Here is a 15,654-nt window from a genome sequence, read left to right on the forward strand (position 1 = left end):
TTATGGCCAGAATTAATGACACGCCCTAAGAAGGATCGGTATTAAACTGGCGGCCAACCCAGCCGACGATGCCGCTGGCGATCGCCCCGGCCATCAGCACGCTGAGAGCGGGCATAATCAGCGGGTTCCACAGCGAGTACCAGAGGTCTAGCCCCAGGTCGAGGTTCATGCTGCGCCCCAGTACGGCCACCAAAAACCAGCCCAGGCTGAGCAACACCAGGCCCAGGTCGGCCACCAGTACCCAGCTAATCAGGCTAGAGATGCGTTGTGTAATGGGCGTTTGTTTCATGGGTGTCAGAATAAAAAGCCTTGGACAAAGGAGAGACATAGAGAGAGGTGATACGGGCGCGCTGTTGTTGCCGCCAGCCTCGCGCCTAACGTAAAATAGGCTGCTCTATGGACTAGAGCAGCCTACCAAAAAGACTGAAATGATTAACTGATTGATACAAAATTTGCGTTGACTAAGGCAGGTAGCTGGCCTGAAGTTATCTTAAGCGTCAAGGTTCTGTATCAGCAGATTGTCGGGGTCGACGTAGTGGCAAACGGCATCATCTACGCAAATGAGAGCCCAACCAGAGGCTTCGATACTGACCAATTCGTAATCTGCATCTTGCACAAAAAAGCCCTTGTGATTCCGGGTTTCGGGCTTAATTCCAACGGGGTTAGTAGACATGACTATGCTCTCCAGAAAACAGCGACCAGCAATGGTAAGAAAAGCTTATGGCTTACTTGAGGAAATCCTATCATTGCCTTCATGAGAATTTTATTAAGTAATCTAAGGCTTTGTTGCAGAGGAGCCGTGTTGCCAGATGTTACAAAGCGATCGCTCCCTCTAATTGGCTGGTCAATCCCTTGATTTATCGTTTATCGATCTCCACACCACATATTTTTTGCCGTCAAAGGAAGATTAACTAAAGTTTTATGAATGTTCTATCAGTTCAGGATAATCCCTGAGAAGGCGGTACAAATACTCATGGCTTATGCCGGTTTTTCTCAATTCACTCTGGTTCTTCACTGATCCCATCGAGTTTGATGCTACCTGAAACCGAGTCAGTACCATTCCTGCCCACCGTTTGAGCCCGGTGGGGCCGCCCCAGGAGCGTATGGCTCGCTTCAGTCCCGTGAACATTCCAATAAACCTGGGGGTTCAAGCGCCAGGCTTAGAGCCGAGCCCTAAAATTTGGGTGGCCTTAGTTTAACGACCTATAGTTTCTTCCTATGACTTCACCGTGGCTCACTTGGATTCAACAGCTTCAGGGCATCGCCCAAACCGGGCTGACCTACAAAAATCACCCCTTTGACGCAGCGCGCTACGAGCAGCTGCATCAGATTGCCGTGGCCATGCTCGCCGCCCAGGCCGAGGCCGACCCCGCCACCATCGCCGATCTGCTGCGGCAGGATGTTGGCCACGCCACCCCCAAAGTCGAAGTCCGGGGGGCCGTCTTTCGAGGCGGCAAAATTTTGCTCGTGCAGGAGAGTTCCGACGGCCTTTGGGCGCTGCCCGGCGGCTGGGCCGACATTGGCGACTCCCCCAGCCAGGCGATCGAGCGAGAGATCTTTGAAGAGTCAGGCTACCAGGCTAAGGCCACCCAGCTGCTGGCCGTGTACGATCGCGCCAACCCGCTCCATGGCCATCCCCCCGCCCCGTTCCACAGCTATAAGCTCTTCTTTCGCTGCGAAATTACCGGCGGTCAGCCCACCCCTAGCTACGAAACCACCGCCATGAATTTTTTCGGCCCCGACGAGCGGCCACCCCTCTCCCCCGGTCGCACCAGCCCCGGCCAGCTCCAGCGCTGCTTTGACTGCCTCAACAATCCCACGCTCCTACCCCACTTCGACTGATGGGCAATGGCTGGTGTTGGTGAGCAATAACTGATGGATAATACACGCCCCCGTCCCTCCCTCATCTCGCTCATCCCCTCATCCACACACCTACCCCTTTCCGTCAGCCTTGCGCAACGCCCCCTGAAACACCCGCTGCCCCACGGACTCTGCCCCCGAGGGCACTAGCCGCAGCGGACTGGGGCCGCTCGTCGCAGTGGCCGAGACCGACAGCGGCTCGTAGGCAATGGCGATCGGAAAATCGCGCTGATCGAAGGCCGCTAGCAGCGCCTGGCGGGGCAACTCGGCGGGGTCAATAAAGGCCGGATCGTAGTCAAAAAAAGCCTGGCGCTGGCCGTCGATCTCCACGCCGCTGGCCCGCATGTCTTCGTCGTAGGCGAGGGTGTAGTTGATGAAGTCGGGCTGGCGTTCCCCTAGCTGAATGCGGTCTTTGATCACCAGGCGATTTTTAACGGTGAGGGCGTATTGGCTGGGAGTTGGGGTGTCGTCGGCAAAGTAGAGGCGCTTGAGATCGGTTTTGGCGGCTAGAGCAACGCGCTGGCCCGCTGGTAGTTTGAGGCCGCTGAGTTCAAACCCAGAGCTTTTCGACACCTGGCGATCGGTGATGGAAAATCCGCTCTCTGGGGTAGACGAGTTGAACTGGTAGGCGCTGGTGTCATCGGTGAGGTTGATCGCCAGGCGGGGCAGGGTAGTGGCACGGTTGGCCACCAGGGTAATCTCCGGCCCAGTGGCGTTGGCCACCAAAAAGAGAGTGAGGGTTTGGCTGGGGTCAAGCCTGAGTTCCTCAATGTTGGCCGTATACCCTGGCCCCGTGAGCTGAAGCGTGGCGGTCTGGCCTGGGGCCGTGCTCACCCCGGTGAGGGTGACCTGGAGGGGACGCCCCAGATGGTCGGCGGGCAGTCGATAGCTGGCGGGCACCTCGCGGTTCAATCCGCCTTTGAATGGCACCAACTCCACGGCATCTTGACTGCTGAGGGACAGTAGGGCGAGGTCGGCGGTCGCCGATTCCTCGTAGGGGGTGACGGTGAGCAATCCTTCTCCAATTAGAGTGATGTCTACGGTGGCTGCTTGTATCTCGTCCTCGGCCCCAGTTGCGGCCTCAGTCACAGCCCCAGGGCCACAGAAAGGGCAGGTGAAGGGGCCAGTACTGGCCAGCGGCAGATCCACCGGGGGCTGCCGCCACGATCGCTGGGTTAGATCGAGGGTTTTGCTCTGGCCGTCGCCCTCAAACACCGGGCCGCTGGCGGTGGGCTGGTAGGCCCAGGTGTCAGCCTGGGTGTCAAACTCGACGTGGAGGTCGGTGGGGCTGTTAGAACGACCTGCGGGATAGTTGCTGTCGTAGACGTAGACCCAGTATTTGCCGTTGCCCTGGTCTTCGACGCTGTAGGGGGTGAGGCTGTGGCCCTCGGTCAGAGCACCCTCCAAACGGCGATAGACCCCCATGGTGAAGGGGTCAAGGGAGCCACCGATAAAGACATCGAGCAGCGATCGCAGAATTTGCGTCGGCGTAAAAGTGTCGCGCACGGTCTGGGTCTGCTGAGCTACCTCGGTCACCCCCTGCATGAGAAACAGGTTGGCGATGAAGGTTTGCAGGTCAAACAGGGTGCGCACCAGGCCAAACACCGTGCGACCCAGCAGGGCATTGACCAGGCGCTGCCACCAGGGCAGGCGCGGCTGACTGGGCTGCCACAGGTCGAGCACCGCAGCGGCCATGCCCTCGGAGAGGCCCTGGTTCATGCGGCCCAGCTGGGTTTGCAGCCAGCTCTGGGCGGCGGCGGTGAGCACGCAGGTGGCCGACTCACCACCAATGCATACCTGGGTGCCAAAGAGCTGTTGTAGCTGCTCGGTGAGTACCTCTTCCCAGGCCTGGGGGTTGCGGGTGATGTCAATGGCCTGGGTTAGCTCTTGATTAGAAAACTGAAACCCATTCACCGCCGGGTCAAAGTTGGGCAGAGCTACACTGCCGCCAGGTAGCTGTTCGAGCTGAGCTAACCGATTAGAGCCAGCAGCAGTTGGGGACTGAATCTGGAGTGACCGAGGTGAAACGGCGGCCAGGGTGCCGTAGGGGAGCAGTTGTACGGTGATATAAGTTGTTAGCAGCGCCACGGCCAACCATCGCCACCGGCGCCATGCCCCCAGTTTGATAGCGTGAAACATTGCCACGGCCATGCCCCTCTGCACTGCCTGGTCATTGTAGCTAAAGGGACTGTGGCTTCCAGTGAGCGCCGTGCTGACGGCCTAGAGACATATTCCGTTAGCCAGCTGGCTTAAACCAGGGCTGAGCCACTAATCCTAGACACTGGGCGACCAGCAAGCTCGGCACTGTTGGAAAAGACGCTCCATCCAAACGGCTTAATCGGTGGTGCTGCGGCTATAAGTTCAGCCTTGAGATTATTTCTAAGGCTAGAGAGAGTATTAAGTTTTTTCCTTGTAGGTTCGGGTAAGATGGCTGAGTTTTGTACCGCCAATGGGGCTTCTCGTTAAGATGTAGTCCCCTGCGATCGCGGAGTTAACCACAGACCGCCATAACATCAGGGTGACTCAAAGGATTAGCTATGTTCTTTCAACTACCTCCGTCTTTGCCTCCTGCCGACGCTGTCGGTACAGACCCCATCATTGAGATTGTTGCTGAGTGCAAAAAGGGCAGTCGCGACTGTTTTCCGGAAGATCGAGTGGGTGCTCTTCAGACGGTTGTTCTCGATCTCAAGGCGGTGGCGATCGCCGCTTTATATGTGCCCAAAACCTGATTTTCTCAAAACCTAATGCTCAAATCACTGGGCAACGTCTACCCCAGGCCGCGAGGAATTCTCCTAGCGGCTTTTTGCTAGGTTTGGTGCAGCAGTTGAGGACAGCATTTCTAAATCGAGATTCGCCGCCGCCGCCGCCAGGGCCGTTGGCGACTCTGGGGTAGGCAGGTAGGGCAGCGTGCCCAGTACCGGAGTCTGGGCCAGACTAGCGATCAGCCCCGCTGGAGCCCACTGATCGATCTGCTCAGGGGTGCAGGGCTGAGGGCAGTTGAGCACAATGCCCCGCAGGTCAATGGCGTTTTGCCGCGCCAGGGCCACGTTGGCGATCGCCTGGGCGATCGCCCCCAGCCTGACCGGCACCACCAGCACCACCGGCAGGTGCCAGGCCGCCGCCAGATCCGCCACGGTGAGTTCGTAGGTAACTGGCGACCCCAGCCCCCCCAGCCCTTCCACCACAACCCAGGGATGTTGCTGGGTGGCGGTTTCCAAAGAACGCCACGCCGAAGTGAGATCCACCGAGCGGCCCTCGAGGGCGGCGGCCAGGGGTGGGGCCAGGGGCGCATCAAAGTACTGGGGCGTAATGGCGTCCAGGCTAGTGTCAGGGAAAAAGAGGCGCTGGTATAGCTCGCGATCGCCTACCCCCGACTGAAACGGTTTCAGCACCACTGGGGCCTGGTCTGGCCGATGCTGCTGCCAGTAGGCCAATAGAGCACTGGTGAGAACAGTTTTACCCACTTCGGTGTCGGTACCGGCCACCAGCAACGCGTTCAAAGAAACCATATGCCCTTTTAGAAAAAAATTGGGACAAGGAATGAGTTGAGGGGGCAAGGTTTAGGGTCTAAGAGGATGTTTGAAAAGGCTTATTTCTTGTAGCAAAAGTGGAGATTCCCCTAAATCCCCCCTAAAAAGGGGGACTTTGAACCCCCCTTTTTAAGGGGAGCAGAGGGGATCAGCCGGTGACTCAAGCTAAAGCAACTCACTTTTCAAACGCCCTCTAGGGCTGCTCCCTTGAACTCTGCACCTTCAACTATTTCTAATATCACTCCTAATTTGCCGATATCGTCAGCACGTAGTTAGACGGGCGGGGCGACGACACATCCACAAGGTAGTTGCCGCTGCTGGGCAGCTGCCCCTGCCACGACAGCACCCGCGACGCGTCAGGAATCAGCTCGCCATTGGGGAAGCGTACATCCAGCGTTACTGGGCCGCTGACGCTGGGTAGCTCGAGGGCCAGCACCTGGCCCTCCTGGGCATTGACGATGTAACGACGCGATCGGTCTTGGTTGACCTGGCCCGACACCTGCACGCTGGTCTGCCCCGGCGGAATTTGCACCCGCTGCTCAACCACGTTGGCGTCGGGGTTGGGCTCCGGTTCGGGCTCGGGCTGCGGCTCCACCGTAGGCGGTGGCTCAACGCTGGGCTCGGGCTCGGGCTCAGCCGTGGCTTCGGGGTCGGGCTGGGCGCTGAGGCTCACCTCTAGCTCGTAGTCGCTCTGCTCTAGGCCTTGAACCGGGCGCAGCTGCACAATGTATTCGCCATCGACGGGTAGGGTGCCCTGCCAGTTGAGCACGCGCTGGGCCGAGCTATCGACCGGCTCTCCCTCGGGGGTGAGCACCGTAATTAACACCCCTTCGCCGGTCATGCGGGTTAGCAGCACCTGGCCAGCGGCGGCGTTGAGACGGTAGTTAATGGTTTCGTTGCTGCGCAGGCTGCCCCTGACGGTGCGATCGCTCCCCGGTGCGATCGACAGATTTTGGCTGTACTCGACCGGGCTGGTTTCGGGGGTGGGCTCAGCCGTAGGCTCGGGAGTCGGGTCGGGCTGGGGGTCGAGGGTGATCTCAGGGGTAGGAACCGGGGTAGGGGCCGGGGTGCGGTTGAGCAGACTAACCAGTGTCCAGCCGCCCAGGGCCGCCAGCAGGGCCAAAATGCCCCCAATCACGGCCACGGCCCAGGGGTTTTCCCACAGGGTGGCGGGTTCGGCAATGGGCACCGGAGCGGTGTAGTTGGGGGCTCGGGTCGGCGCACCGACCTGGGTTGGCTGATACTGTCGTCCCACGGCCACCGTTCGCACTTGTGAGGGCGGCGACGCGGCGGCAGTACCAGGGGCTGTGCCCACGGCCCCGAGAGCCTGGGCCATTTCGCTCACCGACTGGTAGCGATCGCCCGGTCGGTAGCTGGTGGCCTTTCGCAACACCTGAATTAGGCCGGGGCTGAGGGTGTTGGGCAAGTGCCAGCTGAGGTTGACGTCGTCAAAAATTTCCTGGGGCTCTTTGCCGGTGAGCATTACGATGGCGGTCACCGCCAGGGCATAGAGGTCGCTGCTGGGGTAGGCCCGGCCCGACTGCATCTGCTCGCTGGGGGCATAGCCCAGCTTGCCCACCGAGGTGGCCTGGCTGAGGGTGCCCGGCGGCTGAATGCGGGTGACCACTTCTTTGACCACCCCAAAGTCGATCAGCATGGGCAGGCTGTCGGTGCGGCGCTGCATGACGTTGTCGGGGCTAATGTCGCGGTGAATGATGCCCTTGCTGTGGATGTGGGCCAGCACCGGCAAAATCTGCTGCAAAAACTGCCGCACCTCGGCCTCGGAGAAGGCCATGCCCTGCTGGATGCGCTGGTTGAGCAGGTCGCGGTAGGTGACGCCGTCGATATAGTCTTGCACCAAAAACAGGCGCTGGTTTTCCTCAAAAATGGCCTGAAACTTGGGAATTTGCGGGTGCTCAATGCTGTAGAGAATGGCGGCTTCGCGCTGAAACAGCTGCAGCGCCTTGTCGGAGAACTGATCGCCCTGCTGGGGTTCGAGTTCCTTAACGGCGCAGCGTTCGTTAAAGCGGCCCAGGTCTTCAGCCAGGTAGGTGCGCCCAAAGCCGCCGTGACCCAGCTCTTGCAGCACTCGGTAGCGGTTCTGAAGGGTAGTACCAGGGATCAGGGTGGGGTGCATAGATTTGGAACAATTCAGGGCTGAAAATAGGGCAGCCAGTCGGCCAGAGCGATCGCTACACCAGTTTACAGTAGGATTACCGACCGCTTCATGGGTACCCTGGGCGGGCCTCTACGCCCCGTGGGGAGGAAGACCCTACTGGAGGAATGCTAACCCCTTTGCAACAATAGTAAAGCGGGCGCTAGAGCAGACCGCTCCCCGGGGTACGAAGTAGGCCGACGCGATGCTGATGGCAGCGATCGCAGTTCAAGGCTGGAACAGGGGCAACGGCATGGCCAACGGTGCCGTCATCGCAGCTTAATTGCAACCTCATACAGGAAGGCAGCGAGCCATGGGGCTAGGGGTAACGAATCAAGACGACATCTCCACAGGTTCCACCAGTGCAGATTCGGTAAATCCAGGCACCAGCAAGGGAAGATTTTCCCCAAAGATCAAACCCGGTTGGGCGCTGCCAGCACTGCTAAAACGTCCGCTTTTGGTGGGTGGTCTGGGCCTTTCTGCCAGCCTGGCCCTGCTGGGCAGCACCCACATCAACCCGCTGGATAGCTCGACGCTGCTCAGCGCCATTGCCCTGGGTTCGGGTCTGTGGTGGTGGCGGCGGGGGGTGCCCACGCCAGCGGCCCCCAAACCCATCGCGCCCCCTGTGGTCGATCGCTCTCGGGTTGAGAACGAGCTGGCCACCCTGTCGGCCCTGATCGATACCCTGGCCCAGGAAGCCGAGCTAGCCGGTCAGGTAGCCCAGGTTTCTGAGACGCTCACCACCTATCGCCAGGGAAATCAAGATTTAGGGACAGACCTCGATCGCCCGACGCTGCGGGTGGCGATCGCAGGCGAACCCCGCACCGGCAAAACCACCCTACTCACCCTGCTCACCGCCCAAACTGATTCATCTAGTGAGGAAAACGCGCCGCTGAACTTTGAGGAAGTTGCTCTCACCGCCACCCCCGATTGGCTCGACTACGACGGCCTGCTGCTGATTACCGACGGCGACATTACCGACAGCGCCCTCACCCTGCTGCGGGAGCGCGCGATCGCTGGCCAGGGGGCGGTGCTGGTCTTCAACAAGCAAGACCACTACGACGCTGCCGACCAGGAAACCATTTTGACCCAGCTTCAGCAGCGGGTGGCAACCCTGCCCGCCACGGTGCCCGTCGTCACCGCCGCCGCCGCCCCGCGCGCGATCAAGGTGCGCCGCCACCAGGCCGACGGCACCTTTACAGAAACCATGGAAACGCCTGAGCCGGCGCTCGCCGGACTCCAGGCTGCCCTCGATCGCGCCTTTGTGGCCGAACGGTCAACCCTGGTGGCCGCCACGGTGTTGCGCCATAGCCAGGCCCTGCGCCAACGGGTGCAAACCGATATCAACCGCCTGCGCCGCGATCGCGCCCTGCCGCTGATCGACCAGCTCCAGTGGGTGGCCGGGGCCGCCGCCTTTGCCAACCCCGTGCCCACCCTCGACCTGCTGGCTACCGTCGCCATCAACGGCCAGCTAATTCTCGATCTAGGCAAAATCTACGGCTTTAACCTCACCCTCAACGAGGCCAAAACCGCCGCCGGTACCCTGGCCAGCCTCACTGTCAAGCTGGGCCTGGTCGAACTCTCGACTCAGGTGCTCACCGCCGTGCTCAAAAGCCACTTCGCCACCTATGTAGCTGGCGGGCTAGTGCAGGGGCTCAGCGCCGCCTACCTCACCCGCATGGCTGGCCTCAGCCTGGTTGACTACTTCGAGCAGGCCGCCTTAGCCGGTACCCCCGCCAGGGATCTGTCCTGGGAGGCGATCGCCCAGCGCCTGCAAACCACCATCCAGCAAAACCGCCAGCTCAGCCTGCTACAGACCCTCGCCAAACAAGGCATCGACATTCTCAAACCCGCCCCCGCCCAGCTCCCCGCCAGCACCGCTCCCCCTCTCGATCTGGACACCGTGGCTGTCGATGCGATCGCCGAAACCATCCCTGCCACCGCCATCCCCCTCGAACCCACCCCACCTCCCAACTAACCCATCTCCTTCTCCACTTACCCACCCACTCACCCACCCCCATGCCCCCCACCCCCCTCCTCTCCCGCGCCCGCCAAACCCTCAGCCAGGCCGTCGCTCGCTATTCCACAGCGGCGCAGGGCAGCGCCAACCCCCACCAGGCGGCGGTAAAACAGGGTCTGGGTCAGCTCCAAAGTCTCAGCGCCAAGCTAGAGTCGCGCTGTCTGCGGGTGGCGGTGTTTGGCCTGGTCAGCCGGGGCAAGTCGGCGGTAATCAACGCCCTGGTGGGGGAAAACATTCTCGAAACCGGCCCGCTGCATGGGGTCACCCGCTGGCCCCGGTCGGTGTACTGGCAGCCCGAGGTAGCCAGCGACCTGCCCTGGCAGATCGAGCTGGTGGATACCCCTGGCCTGGATGAGGTGGGGGGCGACATTCGCGCCGATATGGCTCAGACTGTGGCCAACCAGGCCGATTTGATTCTGTTCGTGGTGGCGGGGGAGATCACCCGGCTGGAGTACGATGCCCTGGCAGAACTCCAGCGGGGGCACAAGCCGCTGCTGCTGGTATTCAACAAAGTTGATCTATATCCAGAAATCGATCGCCAGGCAGTGTACGACACTCTCAATAGCCTGCGGACTGAGCTGGGCCGAGACACCCCAGGGGCGAAACTGGCTGTGGATGAGGTGGTGATGGTGGCCGCCAGCCCGGCCCCGCTCCAGGTGCGGGTAGAATGGCCCGATGGTCGCACCAGCGACGAGTGGGAACCTCAGGCTCCTCAGATTGAGCCGCTGCGTCAGGCGCTATTGGCTATTGTGAGCCAAGATGGTTCGGCCCTGGTGGCCCTCAACGCCCTGCGCCATGCCCGCTCGATCGAGGGCGATATGGTGGGCCATGTCAGCCGGTTGCACGGCGATCGCGCCGACGAAACCATCTGGCAGTTTGCTAAATACAAAGCCGCCGCCGTGGCCCTCAACCCGATCGCAGGGCTCGACCTGCTGGGTGGCGTGCTAATTGACCTGGTGATGATTCGCACCCTGGCGCGGCTTTACGGCTTTCCGATTACGGGCCATGAGGCGGGGCGGCTGTGGCGGGCGATTCTGAAAAGCTCGGGCACTCTGCTGCTGAGCGAGGTGGGCAGCGGGCTGCTGGGGGCGGGTAAAACCACCGCTGCCCTGGTCACTCTGGTGGATAGTGCCTCGGGGGTAGCCGCCCTAGCGGGGGCGATGACGGCCCAGGCCAGCGCCGCTGGATACGGGGCTTATACTGTGGGCCAGGCCGCTAAAACTTACCTAGAGCAGGGCTGCACCTGGGGGCCAGAGGGGGTCAGCGCTACCCTGGCTGCCCTGCTCAACGAGACTCAGACCTCAGCTACACTAGCTCGCCTGCGCCAGGAGGTTGAGGCCGATCTTGTGGCGGCGTCAACCCTCCCTAGCTAGCGGTGTCGCCCCGGCCGCACCAACGGGTACCCTAATTTCACCATCGTTGCCTTGGCGATTCGCGAAGCGATCCGTCCCGGAATCGCCCACCGCCCTCTGCCCGCGCCGGTTAGGTCGCTGGGCGTTTGCTCTGTAGATAGCCCCAAGCTTTTACCTAGTTTTATCTAGCTCTATTTATTCTGGAGGGCTATTTGGTCAACGCTATACCTTATTGCTCGGGGTGATGTCGGCCATGGCCACTCGTTTAAACTCAGACGTTTCTATGGCGAATGGCTCTCAAATGGCCCCAGCCCCGGCTGACTTCAGCGGCCGTCCGGACGATCTGCGAGTGGGTGACTTAGTCGATGGCCTGCCGCCAGTAATTACTCCCCAGGTATCGGTGCAGGCGGCGGCTCAGATTTTGCGCGATCGGGCATTGAGCTGTCTGGTAGTGGCCGATGGAGCCACCGTGCTGGGTCTGTTCACCGAGCGGGAGGTGCTCAGGGCTGTAGCGACGGGGGGGCGATGTCACGGCCACTCCCCTGAGCCTGGGCCTAATAGTGTCGGTGCCCGCTCTGCGCCCTGAGGACGGTCTGCTAGGGGCGGCCCAGACCATGGCAGCAGCCGAGCTATCGCACCTGCTAGTGCTCGATGAGCAGGGACAGCTCTGCGGGCTGGTGCCCCGTCAGCGCCTGGCTCAAGCCCTGGCTTTCGAGAGGACTCATTCAGCCCCATCGGCTCCGACTCAGGAGAGGGCAGAGGGGGCGATCGCCGATGCCCCAAACGAGGATAGGTGGTGCCCTGTCCTCGTCAACGGTGCAGTCCCCCTGGCCCCAGAGCAGGGGCTGACGATCTTGGCCTACATTCACCACCAGCTGCTCGGGCTGGAGGGGCAAAACCGGCAGCGGGTGCTGACCCACTGTTTAGAACGGCTGGGGCTGGCCAGTGCCGCCCTGGGAGCGGCTCTGTTTGAAACCCATCTAGATCGCGAGGGGACGACCCTGACCAGTCTGCGCACGGCCTGGTGGCACCCCAGTGCCGCAAAGGCTGACCCTGTCCCCCTGCAAAACCTGCCCCAGGGACAGCTCCAGCGCTGGCATGGGGTGCTCTCTCGGGGGGGCATGCTCACCGGGGGGGTAGACAGTTTTGCGGCGGTGGAGCAGCCGCTGCTGTACCATCTGGGGGCGGCAGCGGCCCTGGTGCTGCCGCTGCGCTGCCACGGGCAGTATTTTGGCTTTTTGGTGTTTAGCTACCCGAGCGCAGGCCAGCCCTGGTCGTCGGCCACAGTAGAGCTGCTGCGCACGGCCTCAATGGCGCTGTCGCTGACCTGGGAGCAGTACACCATGCAGTCTTGTCTGCACCAGACCCAGAGTGCCTTTGCCAGCCTGTTTCACCACAGCCCCGACCCTATGGCGGTGACCACCTTTCCGGAGGGGCAGCATCTGTTGGTGAATGCCAGCTATGCCCGCTGGCTAGGGCGGCCTGGCAGCGAGATTATTGGCCGTCGCCCGGCGGAGTTGGGCATGGTGCACAACCGCCGCCAGTTTGCCCAGCTGCGACGCCAGATCTGCGATCGCGGCCGCATTCAGAATATTGAGATCGACTCGCACCTGGCCGATGGCCAGACCCATACCCTGCTGGTATCGGCGGAGCTGACCCAGCTCAACGACCAGCCCTGTCTGCTCTCGGTTGGCAAAGACATCACCGAACGCAAGGCGATTCAGGCCACCCTAAGCGCCGCTGAGGCCCGCTTCAGGGTGATTTTTGAACAGATTGACGTGGGCATTTGCCAGGCCAACCTGGAGGGCCAGCTGATGGATGTCAACCCCGGCATATGCAGCATGCTGGGGTTTAGCCGGGCTGAGCTGATCGGCAAAACGTTCCCGGAAATTACCCATCCCGACGACTTAGACCTCGACCTGCAACACTACAATCACCTGCTGGCCGAAGACCTTGAGTCGTTCACTATTGAGAAGCGCTATTGCCATAAGGGGGGTGGCTTTGTCTGGGTGACGCTGACAGTTTGCCTGGTGCGCAACAACGATGGCGAGCCGCTGTTTAGCATTGGGGTGTCTCAAGACATCAGCGATTTCAAGCAGGAAGAGGCCGAACGCCAGGCGGCGGAGAAGGCGCTCCAGGCCTCCCACCAGCGCATCAACAACATTCTCGAAAGTATTACCGACGCGTTCTTTGCCCTCGACCAGAGCTGGCAGTTTACCTACCTCAACCAGCGGGCGGAGCAGGTTTTACGGCGATCGCGCTGCCGGGTGCTGGGCCAAAACCTGTGGTATGAGTTCCCCGAGATGCTGGGCACCCAGCTGTCAAAGGAGCTGCGCCGGGCCATGGCCGAGCGGGTCAGCCTCACTTTTGAAGAATATATGGCCCACTCCGACAGCTGGTGCGAGTTTCACGTGTACCCCACCCAGGAGGGGCTGGCGGTGTACTTTCGAGATGTCACCGGCCGCAAGCGGGCCTACGAGCAGATCGAGCACCAGATTCGCCGCGAACAGGCTCTCAACCGGGTGATTCAGGCAATTCGGCGATCGCTGGACTTAGACATCATCTTTGAGACCGCCGCCCGCGAAATTGCCCACCTGCTCCAGGCCGACCATGTCGATATTCAGATGCGGCAGCCCGACAGCGGTGGCTGGCGGGTGCTGGCCGAATACCGAGACAATGACCGCCTGCCCAGCCTGCTCCACCGGTTGCTCGACGACAATACAGCGGTGGCCGACCGTCTCAGACGGCTCGATATCGTACAGCTGGAGGACACCTGCGACCGGGGCGAGTACGAGTTGCTGGCGGCCCTGCCCGGCTGCTGGCTACTGGTGCCGCTGTCGATCAGCGAGCCCCTGCCCTGGGGCTGCCTGGGCATTCACCGCCCCACCCTAGGGCCGGGCTCCGAGGCCGAACCCTGGAAAACGTCTGACATTGAGCTGGTGCAAACCGTGGCCGCTCAGCTGGCGATCGCGGTGCAGCAGGCCCAAACCCTGGCCCAGGCCCAGCGCGAACTGCGCGATCGCCAGCGGGCCGAGGCTCGCCTCAAGGAGGCCCAGCGCATTGCCCACACCGGCAACTGGGAACTCCACCTGCCCACCCGACGCCTCACCTGGTCTGAGGAAATGTTTCGCATCTACGGTCTGAGCCCCCACCAAAGCCCCCTGACCCTGGAGCAGCAGCTGGCGGCCCTAGAAACGGGGGATCGGCGGCACTGGGAACAGCAGGTGGCGATCGCCAGCCGCACGGGTCAGTCCCTCAATCTAGAGGGGGCCATTGTGCGCCCCGACGGCAGCCGCCGCTTTGTGCAACTGCTGGGTCAGGCCCAGCACAACGCCTCGGGGGCCGTGACTAGCCTGGTAGGCACCCTCACCGACATCACCGATCGCAAACTGATCGAAGAGCGCCTCGCCTACGAAGCTCTCCACGACCCGCTCACCGGGTCGCCCAATCGAGCTTTTTTCATGGAACAGCTCAACGCGGCGGTGCAGGCCGCCAAAGCCTCCCAGGACGTAGTTTTTGCGGTGCTGTTTATCGACCTCGATCGCTTTAAGGTGATCAACGACAGCCTGGGCCATCTGGTGGGCGACCAGCTGCTGATTGATTGCGCCCATCGCCTCACGTCGGTAGTGCGCGAGGGGGATCTGGTGGCCCGCCTGGGCGGCGATGAGTTTGCTATTTTGCTCAACCCCATCGTCGCCATAGAAGACGCCCTGAGCGTAGCCGATCGCATCCACCAGGTGCTGCAGACCTCCCTGGTGCTAGGGGGGCGCGAAATTTTTATCAGCGCCAGCGTTGGCATTGCCTCCAACCTCACCGGGGCGGTGGAGGCGGTTGACTTTTTGCGCGACGCCGATACCGCCATGTATCGGGCTAAAGAAAATGGCCGGGGGCGATCGGCCCTGTTTGACCCCGATATGTACGAGCAGGTGGCCACCCGCCTCACCCTCGAAAACGACCTCCAGCGGGCGATCGATCGCCGCGAACTGGCCCTGCACTACCAGCCCATCATTGACCTCAGCACCCACCAGCTCGTCGGGTTTGAAGCCCTGGTGCGGTGGTACCACCCCCGCTGGGGGCTAATTCCGCCCACTACCTTTGTTCCTCTGGCAGAAGAGACCGGGCTGATTTTAGCCATCGGCGAATGGATTCAGCTAGCGGCCTGCCAGCAGCTTCAGCAGTGGCGGCAGGCTCTCCCAGAGGCCCAACAGTTGATCATGAGCGTCAACCTGTCGGTGAAGCAGTTTGCCCACCCCCACCTGATTGCCACCATTGACGAAGCTTTGGCCTCCACCGGCCTCAGCTGTCACCACCTGCGCCTCGAAATTACCGAAAGCGCCCTGATCGAAAACCCTCAGACCGCCGAGGTCATGCTCCACGCCCTGCAAGAGCGCGGCATTCAGCTGGGCATTGACGACTTCGGCACGGGCTACTCGTCGCTGAGCATGGTGCATCAGTTTCCGATGCAGAGTCTCAAGATCGATCGCTCCTTTATTCAGGCGATGGAGGCCGACCCGCGCGGGGTGGCGATGGTGCAGGCGATTTTGGCCCTGGCCCAGAGTCTGGGCATGGCCGCGATCGCCGAGGGGGTCGAGACCGAGAGCCAGCTAGAGCAGCTGCGACAGCTGGGCTGCCCCTACGCCCAGGGCTACTGTTTTGCTAAACCACTGCCCGCCCCCGAGGCCGAACGGTTCCTAGTCGCCTGGCCCCAAGCCCCTGACGGTTGAACCCCCCGGAAGC

The 15,654-nt window shown here is 61.5% G+C and carries 11 protein-coding genes; 6 read left to right on the top strand and 5 right to left on the bottom strand.

The features are described 5' to 3' along the window. Positions 1-25 precede the first annotated feature (25 nt). Together VB780_RS22845 and VB780_RS22850 are read right to left on the bottom strand one after the other, a co-directional pair. Complete coding sequence (locus tag VB780_RS22845; protein WP_323353493.1) at positions 26-289, bottom strand: hypothetical protein; 264 nt, start codon at positions 287-289, stop codon at positions 26-28. Positions 290-490: 201 nt separating this feature from the next. After that, the gene (locus VB780_RS22850) at positions 491-673 is read right to left on the bottom strand and encodes a hypothetical protein (RefSeq protein WP_190517623.1); all 183 of its coding nucleotides are present in this window, start codon (positions 671-673) and stop codon (positions 491-493) included. Between the two features lie 545 nt (positions 674-1,218). On the opposite strand from VB780_RS22850, the gene VB780_RS22855 reads away from it, so the two are divergent. Next, positions 1,219-1,842, top strand: coding sequence for an NUDIX hydrolase (locus VB780_RS22855; protein WP_323353494.1), 624 nt, complete (start codon positions 1,219-1,221; stop codon positions 1,840-1,842). A 90-nt stretch (positions 1,843-1,932) separates the two neighbouring features. Here VB780_RS22855 and VB780_RS22860 read toward each other — a convergent pair whose 3' ends face one another. Continuing rightward, complete coding sequence (locus VB780_RS22860) at positions 1,933-3,948, bottom strand: hypothetical protein (protein WP_323353495.1); 2,016 nt, start codon at positions 3,946-3,948, stop codon at positions 1,933-1,935. A gap of 449 nt (positions 3,949-4,397) precedes the next feature. Here VB780_RS22860 and VB780_RS22865 point away from each other — a divergent pair, with 449 nt between their 5' ends. Beyond that, positions 4,398-4,589 carry a hypothetical protein gene (locus VB780_RS22865; protein WP_323353496.1) on the top strand — a complete coding sequence of 64 codons (192 nt, stop codon included), beginning with the start codon at positions 4,398-4,400 and terminating at the stop codon, positions 4,587-4,589. Between the two features lie 63 nt (positions 4,590-4,652). On the opposite strand, the gene bioD is transcribed toward VB780_RS22865, so the two are convergent. After that, positions 4,653-5,369 carry a dethiobiotin synthase gene (bioD, locus tag VB780_RS22870; RefSeq protein WP_323353497.1) on the bottom strand — a complete coding sequence of 239 codons (717 nt, stop codon included), beginning with the start codon at positions 5,367-5,369 and terminating at the stop codon, positions 4,653-4,655. Between the two features lie 265 nt (positions 5,370-5,634). Beyond that, on the bottom strand, positions 5,635-7,527 hold the full coding sequence (locus VB780_RS22875; RefSeq protein WP_323353498.1) for a protein kinase domain-containing protein: 1,893 nt from the start codon (positions 7,525-7,527) through the stop codon (positions 5,635-5,637). A gap of 331 nt (positions 7,528-7,858) precedes the next feature. Between VB780_RS22875 and VB780_RS22880 the strand changes: the two genes are divergently transcribed. From VB780_RS22880 to VB780_RS22895, 4 genes are all read left to right on the top strand, one after another. Then, complete coding sequence (locus VB780_RS22880; protein WP_323353499.1) at positions 7,859-9,523, top strand: YcjF family protein; 1,665 nt, start codon at positions 7,859-7,861, stop codon at positions 9,521-9,523. Between the two features lie 41 nt (positions 9,524-9,564). Next, entirely contained in the window at positions 9,565-10,938 is a 1,374-nt protein-coding gene (locus tag VB780_RS22885; RefSeq protein ID WP_323353500.1) for a GTP-binding protein, read from the top strand. 232 nt (positions 10,939-11,170) lie between these two features. Continuing rightward, positions 11,171-11,503: a CBS domain-containing protein gene (locus VB780_RS22890; RefSeq protein WP_323353501.1), complete on the top strand. Its 333-nt coding sequence runs from the start codon at positions 11,171-11,173 to the stop codon at positions 11,501-11,503. Next, a complete protein-coding gene (locus VB780_RS22895) occupies positions 11,478-15,641 on the top strand; it encodes an EAL domain-containing protein (RefSeq protein ID WP_323353502.1) in 4,164 nt (1,387 codons plus the stop codon). The genes VB780_RS22890 and VB780_RS22895 overlap by 26 nt, the downstream gene beginning before the upstream one ends. The last annotated feature ends 13 nt before the right edge of the window (positions 15,642-15,654 follow it).

This window comes from Leptolyngbya sp. CCNP1308, from assembly GCF_034932455.1.
GTDB lineage: Bacteria > Cyanobacteriota > Cyanobacteriia > Phormidesmidales > Phormidesmidaceae > Nodosilinea.